Below are 16825 nucleotides of genomic sequence, written 5' to 3'. Positions count from 1 at the left end.
CAGCACCCGTCGTTCGTTGGCGAGTCGGTTATCGGCGGCACGCAGCGCGGTCGCGACGTCTCGGATCTCCTGCGAGAGCTTGCGACCCTGCTCGTGCTCCTCGGTGAAACGGTCGTATGCCGCCAGGTACGCGTTTCCCGACCACGTGGTTCCCCGGAAATGAGTGAGCGTCGAGCCGAGCTGTCCCTCGTAGGCGGTCGTATCGTCCTCGAGCTCCTGCGCCCACGCCGACAGCTTCTCCGGTTTCCAAGCCTCGACATCCCCGCGACCCGGCACTACGCGCCATCCCCGGTGCGAAAGAAGTCCATGGCGTCGAGCCTGTTCTTGAACTGCGCGTCGGTCACCCGCACGTCATCGGCGCACTGATCGACGATGCCGGCCAGCCTGCGCAGTCGTTCGGCCACCCGCAACCACGCGCCTTCGGTGTACTCGCCCGCCCGCGCGCACGCGGCCCCGATCTCGATGCCGGGAAGAGCCGCTCCGATCAGGTCCCCGTTCGTGCGCACGTCGATCTTGTCGATCTCGTCGCCCACGGAGGTGACCGTCGTCGCGAGCGCTTTCAGCTCGTCGATGTCGACTTGGAACATGCGGGTCCCCCGAGGTGTATCTCGCCCGGCAAACTGCGAGCGCTGGTAATCGTGGTTCAGGTTTAGCCTGGTAGCGCGATTATGTCAGAGCATTAGGTAGGCGAAATGTCTGGGTATCAGTGCCTAGAATGCGTGCCGGTATCCGATTGGCTATCTGCTGACATCGTTCTCTGGGCGGATGAACCTCCGCGGATGCCTCCGGTGCCGTCTGGTTCCGGGTGAATGCGGACATGGTGAATCGTCGGGTCGTTCACCGTGTCGGTGGCTCGAGATACCTTGCGATGCATGGTGTTCAGCGCGCAAGACCATGTCGCGGTAGACACGCTCGCGGGGAGCGACGCGCCCGATGGGGTCGTGATCCGGTCCGATCTGCTACCTCCCCACACCCATGGTTCGAACATTCGCGGAATCGTCGACCGTGAGATCTGGGACGCGCTCCGGATCCCGATATGCACGGCGGCGGGTGACCGCTGCGAGATCTGTGGCGACCAGGCGGTGCGTTACGGGCGTGCGAGTCGCCCTGACTGCCATGAGAAATGGGTGTTCGAGTTCGGTTCGGGTCGGCCGGTCCAACGGCTACAACGGCTGGTCGCGGTCTGCCCCGGCTGCCATCAGGTGCAGCATTCCGGCCTCGCCCGGGTGAAGGGCCTCGAACACGAGGTGGTCGAGCGCCTGTGCCGACTGAACCGATGGACCCGAGCCCGCGCCGAGGAAGACCTCGACCGCTCCAGCGAACGGTGCGGGTACCTGAACCAGTTCGATTGGGATCTCGACCTTTCGGCGCTTCGTGGCCGCCTGGTCCTACGCGAGTATCCGGACCTGTACGTCCCCGCGGGCGATCGGGCGCGCCTGGGCAACTCGTTCTTCGAGCTGCCGCCACGGGGGAGTGCTCGGCTACGCTGACGCCGGTTCTGATCGGCGTCGACTGAGCGGGCGCGGTCGTTGCGGTGGTACCCGCCTCGCGAACTACCACTGCTGGCGCGATTGCCGACCGAGGCAGACTCCGGTCGATGTTCCTCTTTCCGTGCCTCTTTATCCGCTGTTGTAGCTCGGCCCCCCCGTGCGTGTGGGGCGCGTTCCAGAGGAATCAGCCGAAAGCACCCGGTCGAACGTTCAACCCCGCGCGTGCGGGGAGCATGGCTTCTTCGACCGTTCCACGATGAAGACCTGGGGCTCATCCCCGCGCGTGCGGGGAGCATCAGCGTTTGACGCCGTTCCACGAGTAGTAGTAGGGCTCATCCCCGCGCGTGCGGGGAGCATGAGGTGTTGAACGCCTGCTCTCCGCCGTGGTAGGGCTCATCCCCGCGCGTGCGGGGAGCATATCGGGGCCGTCTCGCGGATTCCGGCCAGAATGGGCTCATCCCCGCGCGTGCGGGGAGCATTGACCTCAGGTCAGTGCCACGGTGAGGAGCGGGGGCTCATCCCCGCGCGTGCGGGGAGCATACTTTTTGACCTGCATGTTTCCGCGCCATCCGGTCGTTTTTCATTCACTTTCGTTGTGCCTCGGCGCTTCTCTCCCGAAACGCTAAATCGGGTCCACGAACGCACGATTCAGCCTATCGCCCGCAGCCGCGCCTCAACGTACCCCGGCTCGAACCGGCGTCCGGTGCCCCAAACCTCATGGGCCATATCCAGCTTCGTCGTCAGGTTCGAGACCAGCGCCCGCTCCTGTTCTGCCGTCCGGCTACCTTCGGAGAGGAGCTTCGAGTACCGCACCGAATCCACGATCACGGACTTGACCCGTTCGTGGTCGAGGTACGTCTGGAGATCGTCCTCCCAGCGGCCGATCGCTGCTTCCGGCTCGGCGGCTGCCCACTGCGCCAGCAGAGACGCACGCTCGTTCGGTTGGTAGCCCATCTTGTGGAGGTGCGAGGCGACGTCGTACAGCGGATCGCCGTACAGAGCCAGTTCCCAGTCCAGGAACATCACCCTGTTCCGGTTCTGCACGATCATATTTCTGCGGTGCACGTCGGCGTGGACCAGGCGGAACGGGCGGGGTTCGAGCGTGCGCCACGCGGAAACCACTGCGGCGAGCGGAGTTTCGGGTACACCCAGGCTGCGGTAGAGCGCGCCGAAGCGCGAGTGGTTCTCGTCGTAGACGCGCCGGGTCACATCCGACAGCTGGTGTGCGAAACGCGCGGCGTCATCACTGAGAGTGGCGGGCGCCGCCGGGAGCAGTTCGGTCGGAATTCGGCGGAGGCCCGCGAACAGCGCTGCCACGTCCCGAGGTACGCAATCGGGGACGGCGTGCCCGCGTGGTGCGAGGTCGTTGAGCAGTTCGCCTTCGATGAAATCCTGAATCTGATAGGCGGGCCGGGCCGATTCCCAGCGCAGTCGAGGCGCCGCGGCGACGTAGGGCTCGATCGCCCGCAGCACCTGGACCTCGGGCCACAGACGCAGATCCATGACATCGGCGCCATGAACCGGAATGCGAACATTGACCACCCCGGCATCGGTCACCACGCGCACATTGTGGTTGTAATACCCTGCGGCGGCGTCGGTTCGGCCTATCGCCTCACGGTAGTAGGCATCCGGATCGAGCCCGAGCACGCGCGCAATCAACCGTTGGGCATCGAGACCGAGGTCTCGGTCCGGTGCGGGAACCTGGATGCGGCGGTGCGCCCGCGCGGCAGCCACCGACACTTCGGGATCCGCCCAGCCGTATGCCGCCAGCACCGCACGTGCGACGAGAACGAGACCCGGATAGACATTCGCGGATTCGAGCTCGCGAACCGCCCACCGGGCTCCGTCGACAGCCTCCGTGCGCCGCCCCCGTCGCGCGTGCAACCCGGCTCGGAACAGCTCCGCCCGCGCTCGGCCCGATCGGTACCCGGCGCGTTCCAGGGTTTCGCAGGCGTCGGCGAATGCCCGCTCGGCCGCGTCGAGATTTCCGAGCGCCAGCTGTGCGATACCGAGCGCGGTGTGGACCTTGCCGAGCTCGTGCAATGCCCCGAGCTCGCGCTGAACGACCATGGCCGCGGATGCCGCCGCGATGGCCCGGGATGGGTCGACGAGCGCGAGCAATTCCGCTCTATTGGTCGCGATATTCGCCTGTCCGACAATGCTTCCCGCAGTCGAATAACTGCGCTCGGCTTCGTCGAGGTAGCGGGCTGCCCCGTCGGTGTCGAAGGACGTCCGGCACGCGAGATACCGCAGTCGCGCGATGTCGCCGAGCAACTCGTGATCCCCGGCGTCGGTGAGCTCGACCAGTCGATCGCACAGGGCGAAAGCCTCTGCGAATCGGCCCTGGCACATGTGCAGGTCCGCGGCCCACAGGCCTGCGCTGAGCCGCACCCGTCCGAGCGCGTTCGCCCAGAGTGACCGGTAGATCACCAGCGCTGCATCGGTAGCCCCGAGGATGCGCCGGGCGTTGGCGGCAGCCAAGGCGAGTCGCTGGGGTACCGGCCCGGTTCGGCTCTCGTCGATAGACCGGGTCAGCAGATCGGCTTGTTTCGCGTCCCCGAGCAGCAGCGCGGCTTCGACCTCCAAACACACTGTCAGCTCGCGCAATTCGGCGACATCGGCCCGCGTCACGCCATCCTCGGCGAGATATCGGTTCAGATCGATCAGTAGCGCGTCGAGCCCCTGTTTGCCGCCCGCCGCGGCGAGTCGATCGGCGTACTCGAGCAGTCCGGCCGCGGTGAGGGTGCCGGCCCGCAGTCCGTGATAGCTCGCCTCGCGCAGCGCCACGACGCGACCCGTCACGGACTCCCCACGCGAACGCCACAGTCGGTGCAGCACATCGTGCAGCGTAGCCGCGACCTCGGCGTCCAGCCGCTGACGCAACGCCGCAACCATGAGCTGATGCAACTGGTACCGTCCGCTGCCGCCCTCCTCGTCCGCCGAGTAGACGAACGAGTAGGCGATCAGCGATTTCCACGCGATCAGATGAACGGGCAGGCCGAACGCGTTCCCCACGGCCTGAAATATCTCGAAGTCGAAAGTTCTGGGCAGGCCGAGCAATTCGAGCGTTCGCACTTCATCGGGCCGCACATGCAGGAGAAATCGTTCGAGGATCCGGCCCGGGGAGACCAGGTCGCCGGGAGCGACCACACCGCCGCGCAGCCGGGCGTCGATGGCCAGATGCAGATAGAACGGCACCCCCGCGCTCGCCGTGGAGATGGCGTCGCGCTCCACGGGATCGCTGACACCGGAGGCGTCGAGCAGCCGATGTCGATCCACCGTGTGCAGGTCGTCGATCCGGATCGTCTCGATGCGCTCCCGCCATTCCGGATCGTGCCGCTCCCACCCCAGCGGCTCCCGGCTGGCGATGACCACCAGCCCCCTGTCCAGCTGCGCCACCAGGTCTCGCAGCCAGGCGTCGGAGTTGGCCGCCCGGCCGATTCGATCGACGCCGCCGACCAGAGCCTCATAGGCGTCGAGGAAGACCGCGTAGGGCTTCCCCTCGGCGCCGGCGGCAAGGTCCGCCGCGAACAGATACGACACCGCGCTCTCCAGCTGCGACAGCGTCAACTGATCGAGTTCCCGCAGCACCGGGTCGTGCCGGATCCGGTAGGCCCGCGTCGTCCGCCGCGCCCCGATTTCGATGAGCCGGGCCGCCGTCCCGAATACCGGGATCCCGGTCGCCTCACTAAGAATCTCGGTCAGCACCTCACTGTTCTCCGCGAACGCGAAGGACTCGACACTGACCGGCAGATGCGGGTGCAACCGCTGCCACAACACGGTGTAAGCGATGTCGAACCGGTGAAACTTGATCTTCCGCGCCCCGAACTGCGCCCGCAGCACGGCCAGGGCCTCGATCGACTGCCGCTGGCTGGGGATCTGAAAGTCGACCATCGCGGTCGGGTGCCGCTTCCCGGCCCGATCCCGCAGTTCTGCCAGCAGCCGCGACTTCCCGATCCCGCCGACTCCGGTGAGCAGCAACACTTTCGGGTCGGTCGCGGCCCCGGCAAGGAGTTCGTCGAACCGCCGAATCACCCCGTCCCGGTTGACGAACGGACGCCGTGTCGCGCCCGGCTGATAACGCGCCGCCAGCACCATCGAGATCCCCCTCACGACTGGTTCGGGGTCGATTCTCCCATGATCGGTTGGACGCGGGGGTGCTTCGGCGGGCGATATTTGGTGAGAAGGCCGCACGGTTGAGACTGACGGCGGAGCGAAAAATACTTAAGGGCAGCATATTTCGCATCCGCGATGTGGTCTCGCGAAGCGACACCTGGTCGCCTGCTCACCCATCCCCGCGCATGTAGGGAGCATAGAAGCACCTCGCCCCAAGCCAGCTCGATACGGGGCTCATCCCCGCGCGTGCGGGGAGCATCTCGGGGGTCGCGTCCATCTGGGCGGCGAGCACGGGCTCATCCCCGCGCGTGCGGGGAGCATCCTCGACCATTCTCCCTGGTGACAGTGTGACTGGGCTCATCCCCGCGCGTGCGGGGAGCATACTTTTTGACCTGCACGTTTCCTCGCCGACCGGTCGATTTTCATTCACTTTCGATCGGTCGGAAGCCATGGTTCGCGCCGACCTCCATAGCTTCCTGAGGTGACCGTACGGGAGGGATGGGACGCCCTCAACAACGAGTCTTCCATCCGGTCGCGAGTGGTGCCACCGTCTGGCGCGGACGCGATGAGCTCGGTGCCGCGTGGCAGCCTGTGGATCGGGGGAGTGGACGCAACCGCCTGCCGTTTCACCACGCGGCTTCACCTGTCTGTCGGAATCGGCGTGCGGACAGAGACTTTCAGTCGGGCGCGCGAGGGAGCGGTGACATATCGCACCGATCGGGACCGCACCTCCGGTCAGGGGTCCGGACGCTCCGGAAAGCGCAGTATGGTCGCGGGTTTCGGGCCGAAGTCGTCGTTCAATCGTTCGGCTGCGGCGCGCGCCCGTGCGCAGGGCGGGTCGCAGTCACGGTGGTACACCCTGGCTTCGATCGCCTCGGTTTGGGTCATTCGGCTCTCTGTTGCGCCGACGGCGTGTTCTTCCAACATCTTCAGGCGTGGGCCGTAGCGTTCGGGGGTGTCCCCGCCCGGCTGGGTGGAGGCGATCATCGCTGTCGCCCAACGCCATCCGTTGCGTTCTGCGATCTCGAGCAGTTGGCGCAGCCGGCCGCAGCTGGTGGCGCTGTGTCCGGGGCCGGGGGTGCAGTGGCGATGTGGGTGCAGTAGGGCCCGAACGCCGTGTGGGTAGCGGAGATCGACCCGGTACGCCGGTACGGGGTGATGATCGAGTCGTGAGGAAGTGCCGGTCACGGGCGTCGCCTCCGATCGGAGCGGACCGCGCGGTGCTTCCCGCACGGATCGCGCGAGACCATGGGATAGCTGCTGCCGGTGGACAATTCGAGAACGAGTGCGGCTGATTGTTCATGACGAGCTTGGCTGTGGCGTAGGTCGGCCACCATCGCTGCGATCACGGTGAGCAGGCCGCCGAGCAGCAGAACGAGCAAAACCCAGCTGTCCCAAAGCATTTGAGAGTCTCCTTTGCCGGTATTCGCTTTGGTTGTCGAACGACGACGTGGCCGGGGTCGCCGTGGGTGTATGGGTCAAGTAAACATCTGGATTTGCGTTCTGGACCATACAATTCGGTCCAGCGATAGAATTTGCTGGAGGTCCAGTCCGGGCCGGTCCAATTTGTGTCAACCCGGATAGCGAGGCTAACGAAATGAGTACCGTTTCCCGCAGGGCATTTGGCAAGTACCTTCGTGAGATCCGTGAGAGTGCGAAGGTGAGTGGACTGTCGGCCGGGCTGCATATCGAGACCTCGAAGCAGTCTCTGCTGCGTCTCGAGGACGGGATTCCTACCAAGATCGTAACGTCGCAGATAGCTCAGCTGCTAGATCTGTACCGCGCTGCACCCGAGGTGCGGGATGAGGCGCTCAGATTGTGGAGCGAGGTCAAGGAACAGGCGAAACGCGATAAGCTGCAGGGTAATTCGAAGGGCTTTTGGCAGCCGTACGCGGATCAACTCGATGCCCATTTCCCGCATTATCTGAGGCTGGAGGCGACGGCGTCCAGCATCTTCTCGCATCAGCTCGTATTGGTCCCTGGACTGCTTCAAACACCCGACTACAAGCGGGCGGTCATCCGAATCAACGAGCCGGATTTATCTGCTGTGAATCTGGAGCGGCGGGTGGAACTCATGGAGCGTCGTCAGGCAAGGTTGGCGGAGCCTGGTTTTCAGATGAGCGCGATGATTTCGGAGGCTGTCTTGCGGCACAGGACGGGCACCCCTGCGGTCATGGCAGGGCAGTTGCGCTGGCTGGCCGAAGTGGGAGCGAGGGGCAACGTCGGCATTCGTCTGATCCCCTTCGAGTCAATGCCGCATCGGGGGTTGACGATTCAGTCCTTCACGTTGCTCGAGTTCTCGCACCCGAGTCACGGCCTGGTCGAGCCGCCCGTCGTATATCTCGAAGGTGCTATTGGAGCGCTGTATCACGAGCGCCCGGATGTTCTCGAGACGTATCGTCAAGCGATCTCGGCGTTGGAAGTTGTAGCGTTGCCCGAAGACGACACTCGAGACGCAGTGTTGCGAATCGCGAAGGAGCTCGCGGCGTGAACAGTCAACCGCCACACCGACAGTGGTTCAAGTCCTCCAGATCCGAGGGAGCGAAGGCATGCGTTGAGATCAGTCTGGGAATCCATGCGGTCGGCGTGCGAGACTCCAAGAACCCCGGCGGCCCCGAACTGTGGTTCCCTGCCGATGCATGGGATGCCTTCCTGGAGAGCGAGATCTGGCAAGCGTGACTTGAGAGCTGAGCGCCGCCGGCTGCGACCCATCTCGTGAGAGCGCTCGTCCGTCGCTCGCCGGTCACGACGGCGAGTTGATCGCCGAGCCGAGCAACCGCGATTTCGCCCCGCGCCGGCTGGGTATGGACCCCGAGAACTCCATGACCTGGATCGTGCATGGTGAGTACCTGGCCAAGCCGGGGCTGGTGGAATGCCGATGAGTGTTGAAGGGGCACACCGTGGTACGTCCTGGCGTCACAAGCCTAGCGGCCCCGGGTCAGCGGAGCAGAGCGAGTAGATATCGAAAGGCGGTCCGTAGTCACGCGAGGAATGTTGCGAATGAAAGTGAATGAAAACCAGCCCATGCTCGCGAATACCTGCTGGTCAGGAAGTGTGCTCCCCGCACGCGCGGGGATGAGCCCCCGGTGTCGAGCCACTGCGAATGCGTGGGGCCGTGCTCCCCGCACGCGCGGGGATGAGCCCTCGACGAAGTCGGCGAGCCGGACGAACGCGGAGTGCTCCCCGCACACGCGGGGATGAGCCCGGTCGAATCGGTCGTGTTGCCGGTCACCAGCGGTGCTCTCCGCACGTGCGGGGATTCGTATCGACATCGGTGAGATGGCCGGACCGCGGTTCGTGGCGGGTGATGGTCCGCCGCGGTAACGCGGCCCGGTCAGCCGTGATCCCGGTAATGTTCCCCAGCGAAGCATCAGGTGAGGGTGAGGGTGGAATGAAGGCGTCGGAGACCACGCTGGCGGCATTGGTCCAGGGGGAGAAGCAGTTTCAGATCCCGCTGTATCAGCGGACGTATTCGTGGACCGACAAGCAGTTGGCGCAGCTGTGGAGTGACATCTGTGAGCAGGCGGATTTGCTTGCGGCGGGGGAAGAGGGGACCACGCATTTCTGCGGGTCGGTCGTGCTGGCTCCTTCGCCGTTGAACGACGCGAGTTTCGCGCGGTGGCTGGTCGTCGACGGCCAGCAGCGGCTGACGACATTGAGTTTGGCGCTCGCGGCGATCCGGGATCACTACACCGATCCGCGGCAGCGCGAGCGGATCAACGAGCAATACCTGATCAACAAGTTCCAGGAGGACGACGGCTACTTTCGGATTCTGCCGACGCAGGCCGACCGGCCCGCCTACAGCGAGCACGTCCGAAATACGCACGCCGGCACCGGCGGTGACCGGATCGGGTCGGCGTACCGGTACTTCCGGCAGGTGTTGATCGCCCTGGACGATCCCGCTGAGCCGCGCGAGGTCTCGCACATCGAGAAGGCGATCACCACGCGGCTGACGCTGGTCCAGGTCGTCGCCGATAGGGACGACAACGTCCACCGAATCTTCGAGTCGCTCAACAACACCGGGCTCAAGCTCTCGCAGGCGGACCTGGTGCGCAACTACCTGTTCATGCGCCTGCCCAAGCGCGGCGAGCAGGTTTACCAGACTTATTGGCTGCCTATGCAACGCAGCCTGAGCAACGAGCAGCTCGAACAGCTGATGTGGTTGCAGTTGGTGCTCGACGGCGGGGTACGGGTCCGCCGGCAGGACATGTACTCGGCGCAGCAGCGCAGATTCCTCCGCGACGGTGAATCCGAGGAGGATATCGAGGCATACGTGCGCGAATTGCACCGCAAGGCAATGCATTTCCGGCGCATCATCGATCCGGAGCACGAGGCGAACCTCGAGGTGCGGCGGTACCTGCGGCGGATCGACCAGTGGCAGGCCGCGACGACGCATCCGGTTCTGATGATGCTGCTCGACAAGCGGGACACCGGCGTCATCTCGTCGGACGAGCTGGTCATGGCCCTGTCCTACATCGAATCGTTCCTGGTGCGCCGCATGATCTGCCAGCGCCCGACCCAGAGCCTGAGCGGCATCTTCCAGGAGCTGCCCGGTCAGCTGCCCGACGGGATGACGGTGGTCGAAGGCCTGCGCCACGTCTTGTCCGCCCCGCGACGCTACTGGGCCACCGATGACGAGCTGCGCGAGGCTATCGCGACGAAACCCTTCTACTGGTACGGGAAGTGGGAACAGCGCCGACTGGTGCTGCAACGGCTCGAGGAGAGCTACGAGCATCCCGAGCCGGTCGATTTCGTCAACGCCAAGTTGACCATCGAACACGTGCTGCCGCAGGAACCGGGTCCGGAGTGGCTGGCGGCTTTGGAAGTCGGTGCGGCGGACGGCGAATCGCCCCGCGACCGGCACGGGAGGCTCGTGCACACGCTGGGCAACCTGACCCTCACCGCTGAGAACTCACGCCTGTCGAATCACCCGTTCGAGCGCAAGCAGGACCTGCTGGCGAACAGCCATCTGGAGATGAACCGCCGCATCGCCGCCACCGCAACCTGGGGCGCCGCCGAAATCGCCGCGCGGGCAGCCGAACTCGCCGACCGTGCGATCACCCTGTGGCCGAGCCCGATCGGCGGTGTGGAACGCGTGGAGAAGACCCGCGACTGGAGTCTGCTCCGCCGCGCGCTGTCGGTCCTGCCGCCGGGCACCTGGACCTCCTACGGTGACCTGGCCGCGCTGGTCGGCTCGAGCCCCATCGCGATCGGCCAGCAGATGACCCGCGTGTACCCGAACGCCCACCGGGTACTCGACCACGCGGGCCGCGTCGCGGAGGGCTTCAACTGGGGCGACGGACCGGACCGCGGTGATGTGGTGGATGTGCTTCGCACAGAAGGCATTACGGTCAACGACCGCAACGTGGCCGCGCCCGGCCAGCGGTTGAACGTCCGCGACCTCGCGGACCTGCTCGGCATGACCGAAGCCGACGCGAGCGCTGCCGTGCGGCCCGGCACGGCGAGCGAGGTCGACCGCCGCGCCCGCTTCTTCGCCCAGTTCGCCGACAAGAACCCGGCTCCGGTTGCCGAGGCGGTGACCAAGGTTCTGGCCTTCTGGGAATCCCAGGGCGGACACCTCGAATACGGCACGGGCGCGAAGTCCACCAGCTGCATCCTGATGCTCAATCGCGATTCGGCAGGCCCGATCTGGCCCGGCGCCTTCTATCCGGGAGACGGTGGTCCCGGCAAGCTGGAGATCGTCTTTCAGCACCTTGTCGTACGAGAACCCTTCACCGGCAACGAACTTCGGAACGAGTTCCGCCTGCGCCTCAACGAGATCGCCGGCGTGGACATCCCGGAGGGCAAACTCGCCCTGCGCCCGACCTTCTCGATCAAATCGCTCAAGGATCCCGCCGAGTACCGGCGGCTGTGTGACGCGCTGCTGTGGTTCCGGAACACGGCACTGGGTGGCGAGACCGCCGGGGGCGGGGGCTGGGATGCCGAGACCCAGCCCGTCTCGCCCGCGGTGCGCGCGCTGCTGGCCGCGCTGAGCGAACACGGCGCCCCCGAACCGGAGATGTGCGTCGAACTCGGCAGGCACAACTGGCCGGTCGAGGCAGTGTGGCCGGAATGGCGGCTGGCGCTGGTCGAGGGTGAGGACGACGACCGGGACAGCGGGTTGGCCGAGGGTGGATACCGGGTTGTCGGGGTCGAGAACACGAAGCCGGACGACTTGGCGGCCTTGCTGATCGGACCCCGAAGTGCCTGATTCGGACGTCGAACTCCGTCGGCGACATTGCCGCGGTTCCGCGCCGCGGGGTCGGGTGTACGGGGTATCTGCCGGTAGCAAGGGACCGGCGCCGGCGATTGGTCCTCGGTCAGACCGGCCGGTCAGACCGTGAGCCGGTAGAACCGCCAGAAGCCGAAGTCCTCGATCGGTAGTACATCCACGGCGCTGAAACCGGCCTTCTCGGCGTACTCGCGCAGCTTCGCGGCCCGCATGACCGTGCCGGTGCCGGCCGAGTCCGGATGCGCCATGCCGTCGGGCAGGCAGACCAGCAGGCTGAACCCGTACATCAGGCGGTCGACCTCGCCGCCGGGTCCGGTGAACTCCGGCTCGACCGCCTCGTCCATCACGATCACCGCGCCGCCCGGGAGCAGGGCCTTGCGCATGCCGGTGAGGACGTCGACGGGGTGCGGCATGTCGTGGACGCATTCGAACGCGAACAGCGCGTCGTACGTGGCTTCGGGCAGATCGACGGTCGCGTCCGCGTGCCGGAAGCTGACGCGGCCGGCCAGGTCCGCGGCGTTCTCGGTAGCCATCGCGACCGAGGGCTCGTCGATGTCGTATCCGTCGACCGTCAGCTCCGGGTATGCCCGTGCGAGCGTGATCGACGACCAGCCGCCGCCGGACCCGATATCGGCGACCCTGGCGCCGGGCCGCGCGAGGAGAGCGTGCAGATCTTCGACGCCCGCGAGGTCGGCGGCCAGGCGCCGCTCGAACCAGGGCCGGTTCATATCGGACTGTGATTCGCGCATGTCGACGCCGAATTCGGACCAGCCGACCCCGCCGCCTTCGCTGTACGCGCGTACCAGTCCGGGCATCTGAACGCCGGCTCCCGCGATCATCCGGGCAAGGGGTGCAAGGTAATTGAGGCTGGTGCGATCGGTGAGCACCTCGGCCGCACCGCTCGGCAAGGCGAACCGCCCGTCCGAATCGACCGTCAGGACCCCGGTGCACGCCTGCTGCTCGAGCCACTCCCGCGCGTACCGGCGATCCCCGCCTGCCCGTGCGGTCAACTCCGCCGCATCCGCGGGCCCGCCCTCGGCCAGCGCCCGATACCAGCCGAGCCGATCGCCGAGGTGCGCCGCCAGGATGTCGATGGCCCCGAGCGCGGCCCCGAACATGCGCTCGGCGAACTGCTCGGCCGTCTGCTCAACGTGGCTCACTGCGCCCTCCGATGTGATCGTTTCCGCGGTCGTTCGCGACCCTCTCGGAAGGGGATACGGGACGTCGTGCGCGGGGGTTCTCGCTGCCAACGATTAGGTCTCTGTTTGCTCCGTTGCTGTCCGATAGCTGGAGAATGATCTAGATCAGTTTCGAATGATCGGAAGTAATCATGAAGGCACTGTCATACCTCGGCTCGGCCGCCGGTGCGGTCGCTGCCATCGCAATCATCTGGCCGGCGCAAGCCGGCGCTGCTCCGCTCGGCGCGGTGGAAAGCTCGACGTCCGAGGCGGTATTCGCCCAGCCCAGTAACAACTGCCACCCTTCCTACGACCCGTGCGTGCCGAACACCGGCGACGTCGACTGCGCGGACCTCCGTGGCCCGGTGCGCGTGCACGGATCGGATGTGTATCGCCTGGACAGGGATGGAAACGGAATCGGATGTGAAGAATCCTGACCCGTCCGCGAAATAGCCGGAATTGATCGAGGGGATCTCGAAGATCGGAAGCAGCGATGAGCTCGGCTTCATTCCTCGGATCAGCGGCGTGCGCGGCGGTGGCCTTCGCCATCGTCTGGCCGATCCAGGCCGCCGCTGATCCGCTCACCGACTTTCTGTGCAACAGCGGGTCGACCCAGTTCTGCCCGCCACCGCCTCCACTGGCCGGCAACTGTCACCCGTCCTACGACCCGTGCGTGGAGAGGAACAGCGACGTCGACTGCCTCGGTGGCGGCGGTAATGGACCCGGCTTCACGGGCCCGGTCCGCGTGATCGGACCGGACGAGTACGACCTGGACAGGGACAGCGACGGAAGAGGATGCGAAAACAGCTGATACGTAGCCTATTTCGGATCGCGCCCGTACCCGAACTGCCTCACCAGTCCATAGTTGATCTCTTCGATGACGAACGGCGTGGGCTCCGAGTCCTCGGTCTGCGTCGTGATGTCTTCCGGCGTGAGGTAGTTGAAGGCCGCGAAGCCGTTCTCGTCGTGGGGATTGGCGCGGGCGGACCAATACTCGTACCGCTGTATTCCGCCCGGCACATCGGCCGGACAGTCTCGCCGTCCGTCGGTGCAGACGGCACGGGGAGTCTTGGCGGTGCGGGGCTCGAAGCCGTCGAGGATCAGGTGATGGGGCCAGAGGTCGGTGAAGTCGTACAGGTAGTAGAGGGAATCGCCCGGGGTGCGCAGGATCTCGTCGAGGCGGACTCCCGATTCGGGGATTGCGGCGTCACCCCGGGCGACCGCCGCGGCTGAGACATAGCGCTCCGCGTCGGCGGCGTCGAAGGTTGTGCCGCAACGAAATTCGTGGTCGGCGCGCCCGACCCAGCCGAAGCACCACCCCAGGACCTCGTGTAGGTCGTTGAGGAATAGCTCGGACGAGACTTCGAGCGCCCGCGTCAGCGCCGGCTCGGTGCCGATGACCGTCGCGCGCACGCGGAGGGTGGTGGCCCGCTTGCGGCGCGGTCCACGATGGGAAGGGGAGGGCGGCTGTATCTCGGCCACGGTTGGACATTAACCGACATGAAGGCGAGATCCGTGGCGGTTTCAGGGATTCGCACCGCAAAGTCACGCGGTTTGTACGGTATGACCGGCTGCCGCGGGGTGTTGCAGGCGTCCGGGCGGGGCGACCCTGCCCCGAGGACTTCATCGGTTCCGGCGCACGGCACCAATATTCTTCGCTGCCGACCACGCTGGAATGCCGATAGCCGATAGCGCAATCGACCGGGTTCTCGTCGCCGCGGGGTCGAGATGGACTAGATTCCCGCCGATGACCGTCCCATGGACCGAAAGCCCGCTCGCCGGAATAGATCTCGAGACGACCTCGCCGGATCCGATGACCGCGCGCATCGTCACCGCCGCCCTGGTGTTCCCGGATGCGGCGCTCGATCGAGGCTGGCTACTCGATCCCGGGGTGTCGATTCCGGCCGAGGCGACCGCGGTGCACCACATCACGACGGAACGGGCACGCGCGGAGGGTGTGGACTACGCGCTCGGCTACGCGGAGTTACGTGCGGAACTCGAAAGGGTCTGGGCGCTCGGCTATGTCGTGGTGGCGTTCAACGCCAGCTACGACTTCACCGTGCTGGACAGGCAGGGACAGCGGCTCGGCTACCCGCCGTTGGTCCACGGGCCGATCGCGGATCCGTTCGTGATGGATCGGGAACTGGATCGCTACCGCCCGGGAAAGCGGACGCTGTCCGCGCTGTGCGAACACTACGGAGCCGTCCTCGGTTCCGCACACGACGCCGGCAATGACGCGAAAGCCGCTGTGGCACTGGTGGAGATCCTCGCCGCCCGCTACGTCGTTGATCTCGGCACCCTGACGCCGACGGAGTTGACGGCCGTGCAGACCGGTTGGCACCACGATCGGCAGGAGGACTTCGCGGCGTGGCTGCGGCGGAAGGGGCGGGACGCGGGGGATATCGACGGGCAGTGGCCGATTCGAACGGCGTGACGGCTCGGGCGTCCGATATCGCGGTGGGCGCGGTCGCAGGTTTTCCGATGCTGGCGTGCGCTGCCGCCTGAGGCCGGCGCTGTCGAACTCGGCGGCGCTGCCGGTCGATGGGCTGGACCTGGCCGATCCAGGCGCTGGGACGATGGTTCGTCGCAGTGCTCCCCGCGCGTGCGGGGAGCATTTCGTCAGTACGGCCTCAGCCGCGCCCGACATGGGCTCATCCCCGCGCGTGCGGGGAGCATTCGTTGAAAAGTGCTACGCTGCCTGCGATTTGGGGCTCATCCCCGCGCGTGCGGGGAGCATGGCCAAGGGATTTCGATGGGCTGGAGCCAGGCGGGCTCATCCCCGCGCGTGCGGGGAGCATACCCAGTGGCTCGAAAACCACACCTTGCCCGCAGGCTCATCCCCGCGCGTGCGGGGAGCATCGGGTGTTGTTGGTGGCGGGCGGAACCTCTGTGGGCTCATCCCCGCGCGTGCGGGGAGCATACTTTTTGACCTGCGCGTTGTCTCGCCGATCGGTCGTTTTCATTCACTTTCGATCGGCTGGACGTCAGGGTTCGTGCCAACTCCAAACCTTCCTGGCGCGACCGGTACGGGTGCTGCGGGACGCCCCACGAGAGCAAGTCTTCCATCCGGCCGCAGGTGTTGCCACCGCTCTGGAGCCCGCGTGAACAGCGCACGTTCGGGACTGGCTAAACTGTCTCTGCTCGGCCCGATGCCGGAGTGGCTCGGGGCCAACACCCCGACTACTTCGCCGCACTGGCACACACCGGTCACGGGCACTGGGCTCCGCGAGGTGACGCGCTCCTGTGGCTGTCGTTCAACCTGCGAGCTCACCATATGCAGGCGCAGAGCGTGGCTCGGCGATTCGTAGACGCGAATGCCATTTGGGTGGGCTTGGATCGGCTCGTCGCGGATCACTCTTTGCCGGAGCGGGCGATTAGCGCGATTTTCGACGCTGTGATCGGCTACCGAATGCGTCGTGCCGTCTATATGAAACGTGCTGGGGTTGAGGGACATACGGCCAGTCGGGATTTGACGCAGTTGGTCGATACGGGCGTTTTGCAGGCGCATGGCACCGGCCGTGGCCGATTCTACACCGCCGGTGGGCCGTTGGCTGATCTGTGGGCCGAGGTTCGCTCGAAGCGGGAGCCGCTCACTGATCCGCATCCCTGGATGCGCTCGCAACTTGCCGCGCCTGACCGGTAGGGCGAACCGATGCTCCGCGCTTGCAGTGGGTCTCAGACCTTGTCAACGGACCACGATCGGGTTATCACGCGCTGCCGTTCCCGTCGTCTGCCCTCAGGTCGCCCGGATCGCGCTCAGCGTGATCCCCTTGCCGCGCAACATGACTCTCGAGAGGTGGCAGACCCGT

General features: G+C 66.0%; 14 protein-coding genes and 2 CRISPR repeat arrays. Of the genes, 8 read left to right on the top strand and 6 right to left on the bottom strand.

Annotated elements, in window-relative coordinates:
* Positions 1-275: 275 nt before the first annotated feature.
* Positions 276-587, bottom strand: a complete 312-nt coding sequence (locus tag ACWIGI_RS39525) for a hypothetical protein (RefSeq protein ID WP_454208774.1) — start codon at positions 585-587, stop codon at positions 276-278.
* 540 nt (positions 588-1127) lie between these two features.
* Between ACWIGI_RS39525 and ACWIGI_RS39520 the strand changes: the two genes are divergently transcribed.
* Complete coding sequence (locus tag ACWIGI_RS39520; protein ID WP_454208773.1) at positions 1128-1490, top strand: hypothetical protein; 363 nt, start codon at positions 1128-1130, stop codon at positions 1488-1490.
* Between the two features lie 206 nt (positions 1491-1696).
* Positions 1697-2030: a CRISPR direct-repeat array (repeat unit 29 nt; unit sequence GGGCTCATCCCCGCGCGTGCGGGGAGCAT).
* Positions 2031-2138: 108 nt separating this feature from the next.
* On the opposite strand, the gene ACWIGI_RS39515 is transcribed toward ACWIGI_RS39520, so the two are convergent.
* From ACWIGI_RS39515 to ACWIGI_RS39505, 3 genes are all read right to left on the bottom strand, one after another.
* Positions 2139-5588 (bottom strand): phosphotransferase, encoded by a 3450-nt coding sequence (locus tag ACWIGI_RS39515; RefSeq protein WP_454208772.1) that lies wholly within the window; start codon positions 5586-5588, stop codon positions 2139-2141.
* A gap of 753 nt (positions 5589-6341) precedes the next feature.
* Positions 6342-6593 carry a hypothetical protein gene (locus ACWIGI_RS39510; RefSeq protein ID WP_454208771.1) on the bottom strand — a complete coding sequence of 84 codons (252 nt, stop codon included), beginning with the start codon at positions 6591-6593 and terminating at the stop codon, positions 6342-6344.
* Between the two features lie 197 nt (positions 6594-6790).
* Positions 6791-7009, bottom strand: coding sequence for a hypothetical protein (locus ACWIGI_RS39505; RefSeq protein ID WP_454208770.1), 219 nt, complete (start codon positions 7007-7009; stop codon positions 6791-6793).
* 194 nt (positions 7010-7203) lie between these two features.
* On the opposite strand from ACWIGI_RS39505, the gene ACWIGI_RS39500 reads away from it, so the two are divergent.
* The 4 genes from ACWIGI_RS39500 (at position 7204) to ACWIGI_RS39485 (ending at position 11817) form a co-directional block, all read left to right on the top strand.
* Entirely contained in the window at positions 7204-8097 is an 894-nt protein-coding gene (locus ACWIGI_RS39500; protein WP_454208769.1) for a helix-turn-helix domain-containing protein, read from the top strand.
* Positions 8094-8285: a DUF397 domain-containing protein gene (locus tag ACWIGI_RS39495; protein WP_454208768.1), complete on the top strand. Its 192-nt coding sequence runs from the start codon at positions 8094-8096 to the stop codon at positions 8283-8285. The genes ACWIGI_RS39500 and ACWIGI_RS39495 overlap by 4 nt, the downstream gene beginning before the upstream one ends.
* 77 nt (positions 8286-8362) lie before the next feature.
* A complete protein-coding gene (locus tag ACWIGI_RS39490) occupies positions 8363-8488 on the top strand; it encodes a hypothetical protein (protein WP_454208767.1) in 126 nt (41 codons plus the stop codon).
* Positions 8489-8997: 509 nt separating this feature from the next.
* Positions 8998-11817 carry a GmrSD restriction endonuclease domain-containing protein gene (locus ACWIGI_RS39485; protein ID WP_454208766.1) on the top strand — a complete coding sequence of 940 codons (2820 nt, stop codon included), beginning with the start codon at positions 8998-9000 and terminating at the stop codon, positions 11815-11817.
* 122 nt (positions 11818-11939) lie between these two features.
* Here ACWIGI_RS39485 and ACWIGI_RS39480 read toward each other — a convergent pair whose 3' ends face one another.
* Positions 11940-12998, bottom strand: coding sequence for a class I SAM-dependent methyltransferase (locus tag ACWIGI_RS39480; protein WP_454208765.1), 1059 nt, complete (start codon positions 12996-12998; stop codon positions 11940-11942).
* Between the two features lie 170 nt (positions 12999-13168).
* On the opposite strand from ACWIGI_RS39480, the gene ACWIGI_RS39475 reads away from it, so the two are divergent.
* Both ACWIGI_RS39475 and ACWIGI_RS39470 read left to right on the top strand, forming a co-directional pair.
* Positions 13169-13453, top strand: a complete 285-nt coding sequence (locus ACWIGI_RS39475; RefSeq protein ID WP_379009734.1) for a hypothetical protein — start codon at positions 13169-13171, stop codon at positions 13451-13453.
* A 56-nt stretch (positions 13454-13509) separates the two neighbouring features.
* Entirely contained in the window at positions 13510-13827 is a 318-nt protein-coding gene (locus ACWIGI_RS39470) for a hypothetical protein (RefSeq protein ID WP_454208764.1), read from the top strand.
* An 8-nt stretch (positions 13828-13835) separates the two neighbouring features.
* Here ACWIGI_RS39470 and ACWIGI_RS39465 read toward each other — a convergent pair whose 3' ends face one another.
* Positions 13836-14498 (bottom strand): plasmid pRiA4b ORF-3 family protein, encoded by a 663-nt coding sequence (locus ACWIGI_RS39465; RefSeq protein ID WP_454208763.1) that lies wholly within the window; start codon positions 14496-14498, stop codon positions 13836-13838.
* Positions 14499-14763: 265 nt separating this feature from the next.
* Here ACWIGI_RS39465 and ACWIGI_RS39460 point away from each other — a divergent pair, with 265 nt between their 5' ends.
* A complete protein-coding gene (locus tag ACWIGI_RS39460) occupies positions 14764-15450 on the top strand; it encodes an exonuclease domain-containing protein (protein WP_454208762.1) in 687 nt (228 codons plus the stop codon).
* 152 nt (positions 15451-15602) lie between these two features.
* Positions 15603-15936: direct repeats of the CRISPR family, unit length 29 nt; unit sequence GGGCTCATCCCCGCGCGTGCGGGGAGCAT.
* Between the last annotated feature and the right edge of the window lie 889 nt (positions 15937-16825).

This window comes from Nocardia sp. NPDC055321 (assembly GCF_053645575.1).
This window is presented reverse-complemented; position numbering and strand designations above follow the sequence as displayed.

Bases quoted from the DNA above. Each gene is read 5' to 3' on its own strand.
- ACWIGI_RS39460 (WP_454208762.1), top strand. From the start codon at position 14,764: ATGACCGTCCCATGGACCGAAAGCCCGCTCGCCGGAATAGATCTCGAG.
- ACWIGI_RS39500 (WP_454208769.1), top strand. From the start codon at position 7,204: ATGAGTACCGTTTCCCGCAGGGCATTTGGCAAGTACCTTCGTGAGATC.
- ACWIGI_RS39525 (WP_454208774.1), bottom strand. From the start codon at position 587: ATGTTCCAAGTCGACATCGACGAGCTGAAAGCGCTCGCGACGACGGTC.
- ACWIGI_RS39510 (WP_454208771.1), bottom strand. From the start codon at position 6,593: ATGATCGCCTCCACCCAGCCGGGCGGGGACACCCCCGAACGCTACGGC.
- ACWIGI_RS39470 (WP_454208764.1), top strand. From the start codon at position 13,510: ATGAGCTCGGCTTCATTCCTCGGATCAGCGGCGTGCGCGGCGGTGGCC.
- ACWIGI_RS39515 (WP_454208772.1), bottom strand. From the start codon at position 5,588: ATGGTGCTGGCGGCGCGTTATCAGCCGGGCGCGACACGGCGTCCGTTC.
- ACWIGI_RS39485 (WP_454208766.1), top strand. From the start codon at position 8,998: ATGAAGGCGTCGGAGACCACGCTGGCGGCATTGGTCCAGGGGGAGAAG.
- ACWIGI_RS39475 (WP_379009734.1), top strand. From the start codon at position 13,169: ATGAAGGCACTGTCATACCTCGGCTCGGCCGCCGGTGCGGTCGCTGCC.
- ACWIGI_RS39505 (WP_454208770.1), bottom strand. From the start codon at position 7,009: ATGCTTTGGGACAGCTGGGTTTTGCTCGTTCTGCTGCTCGGCGGCCTG.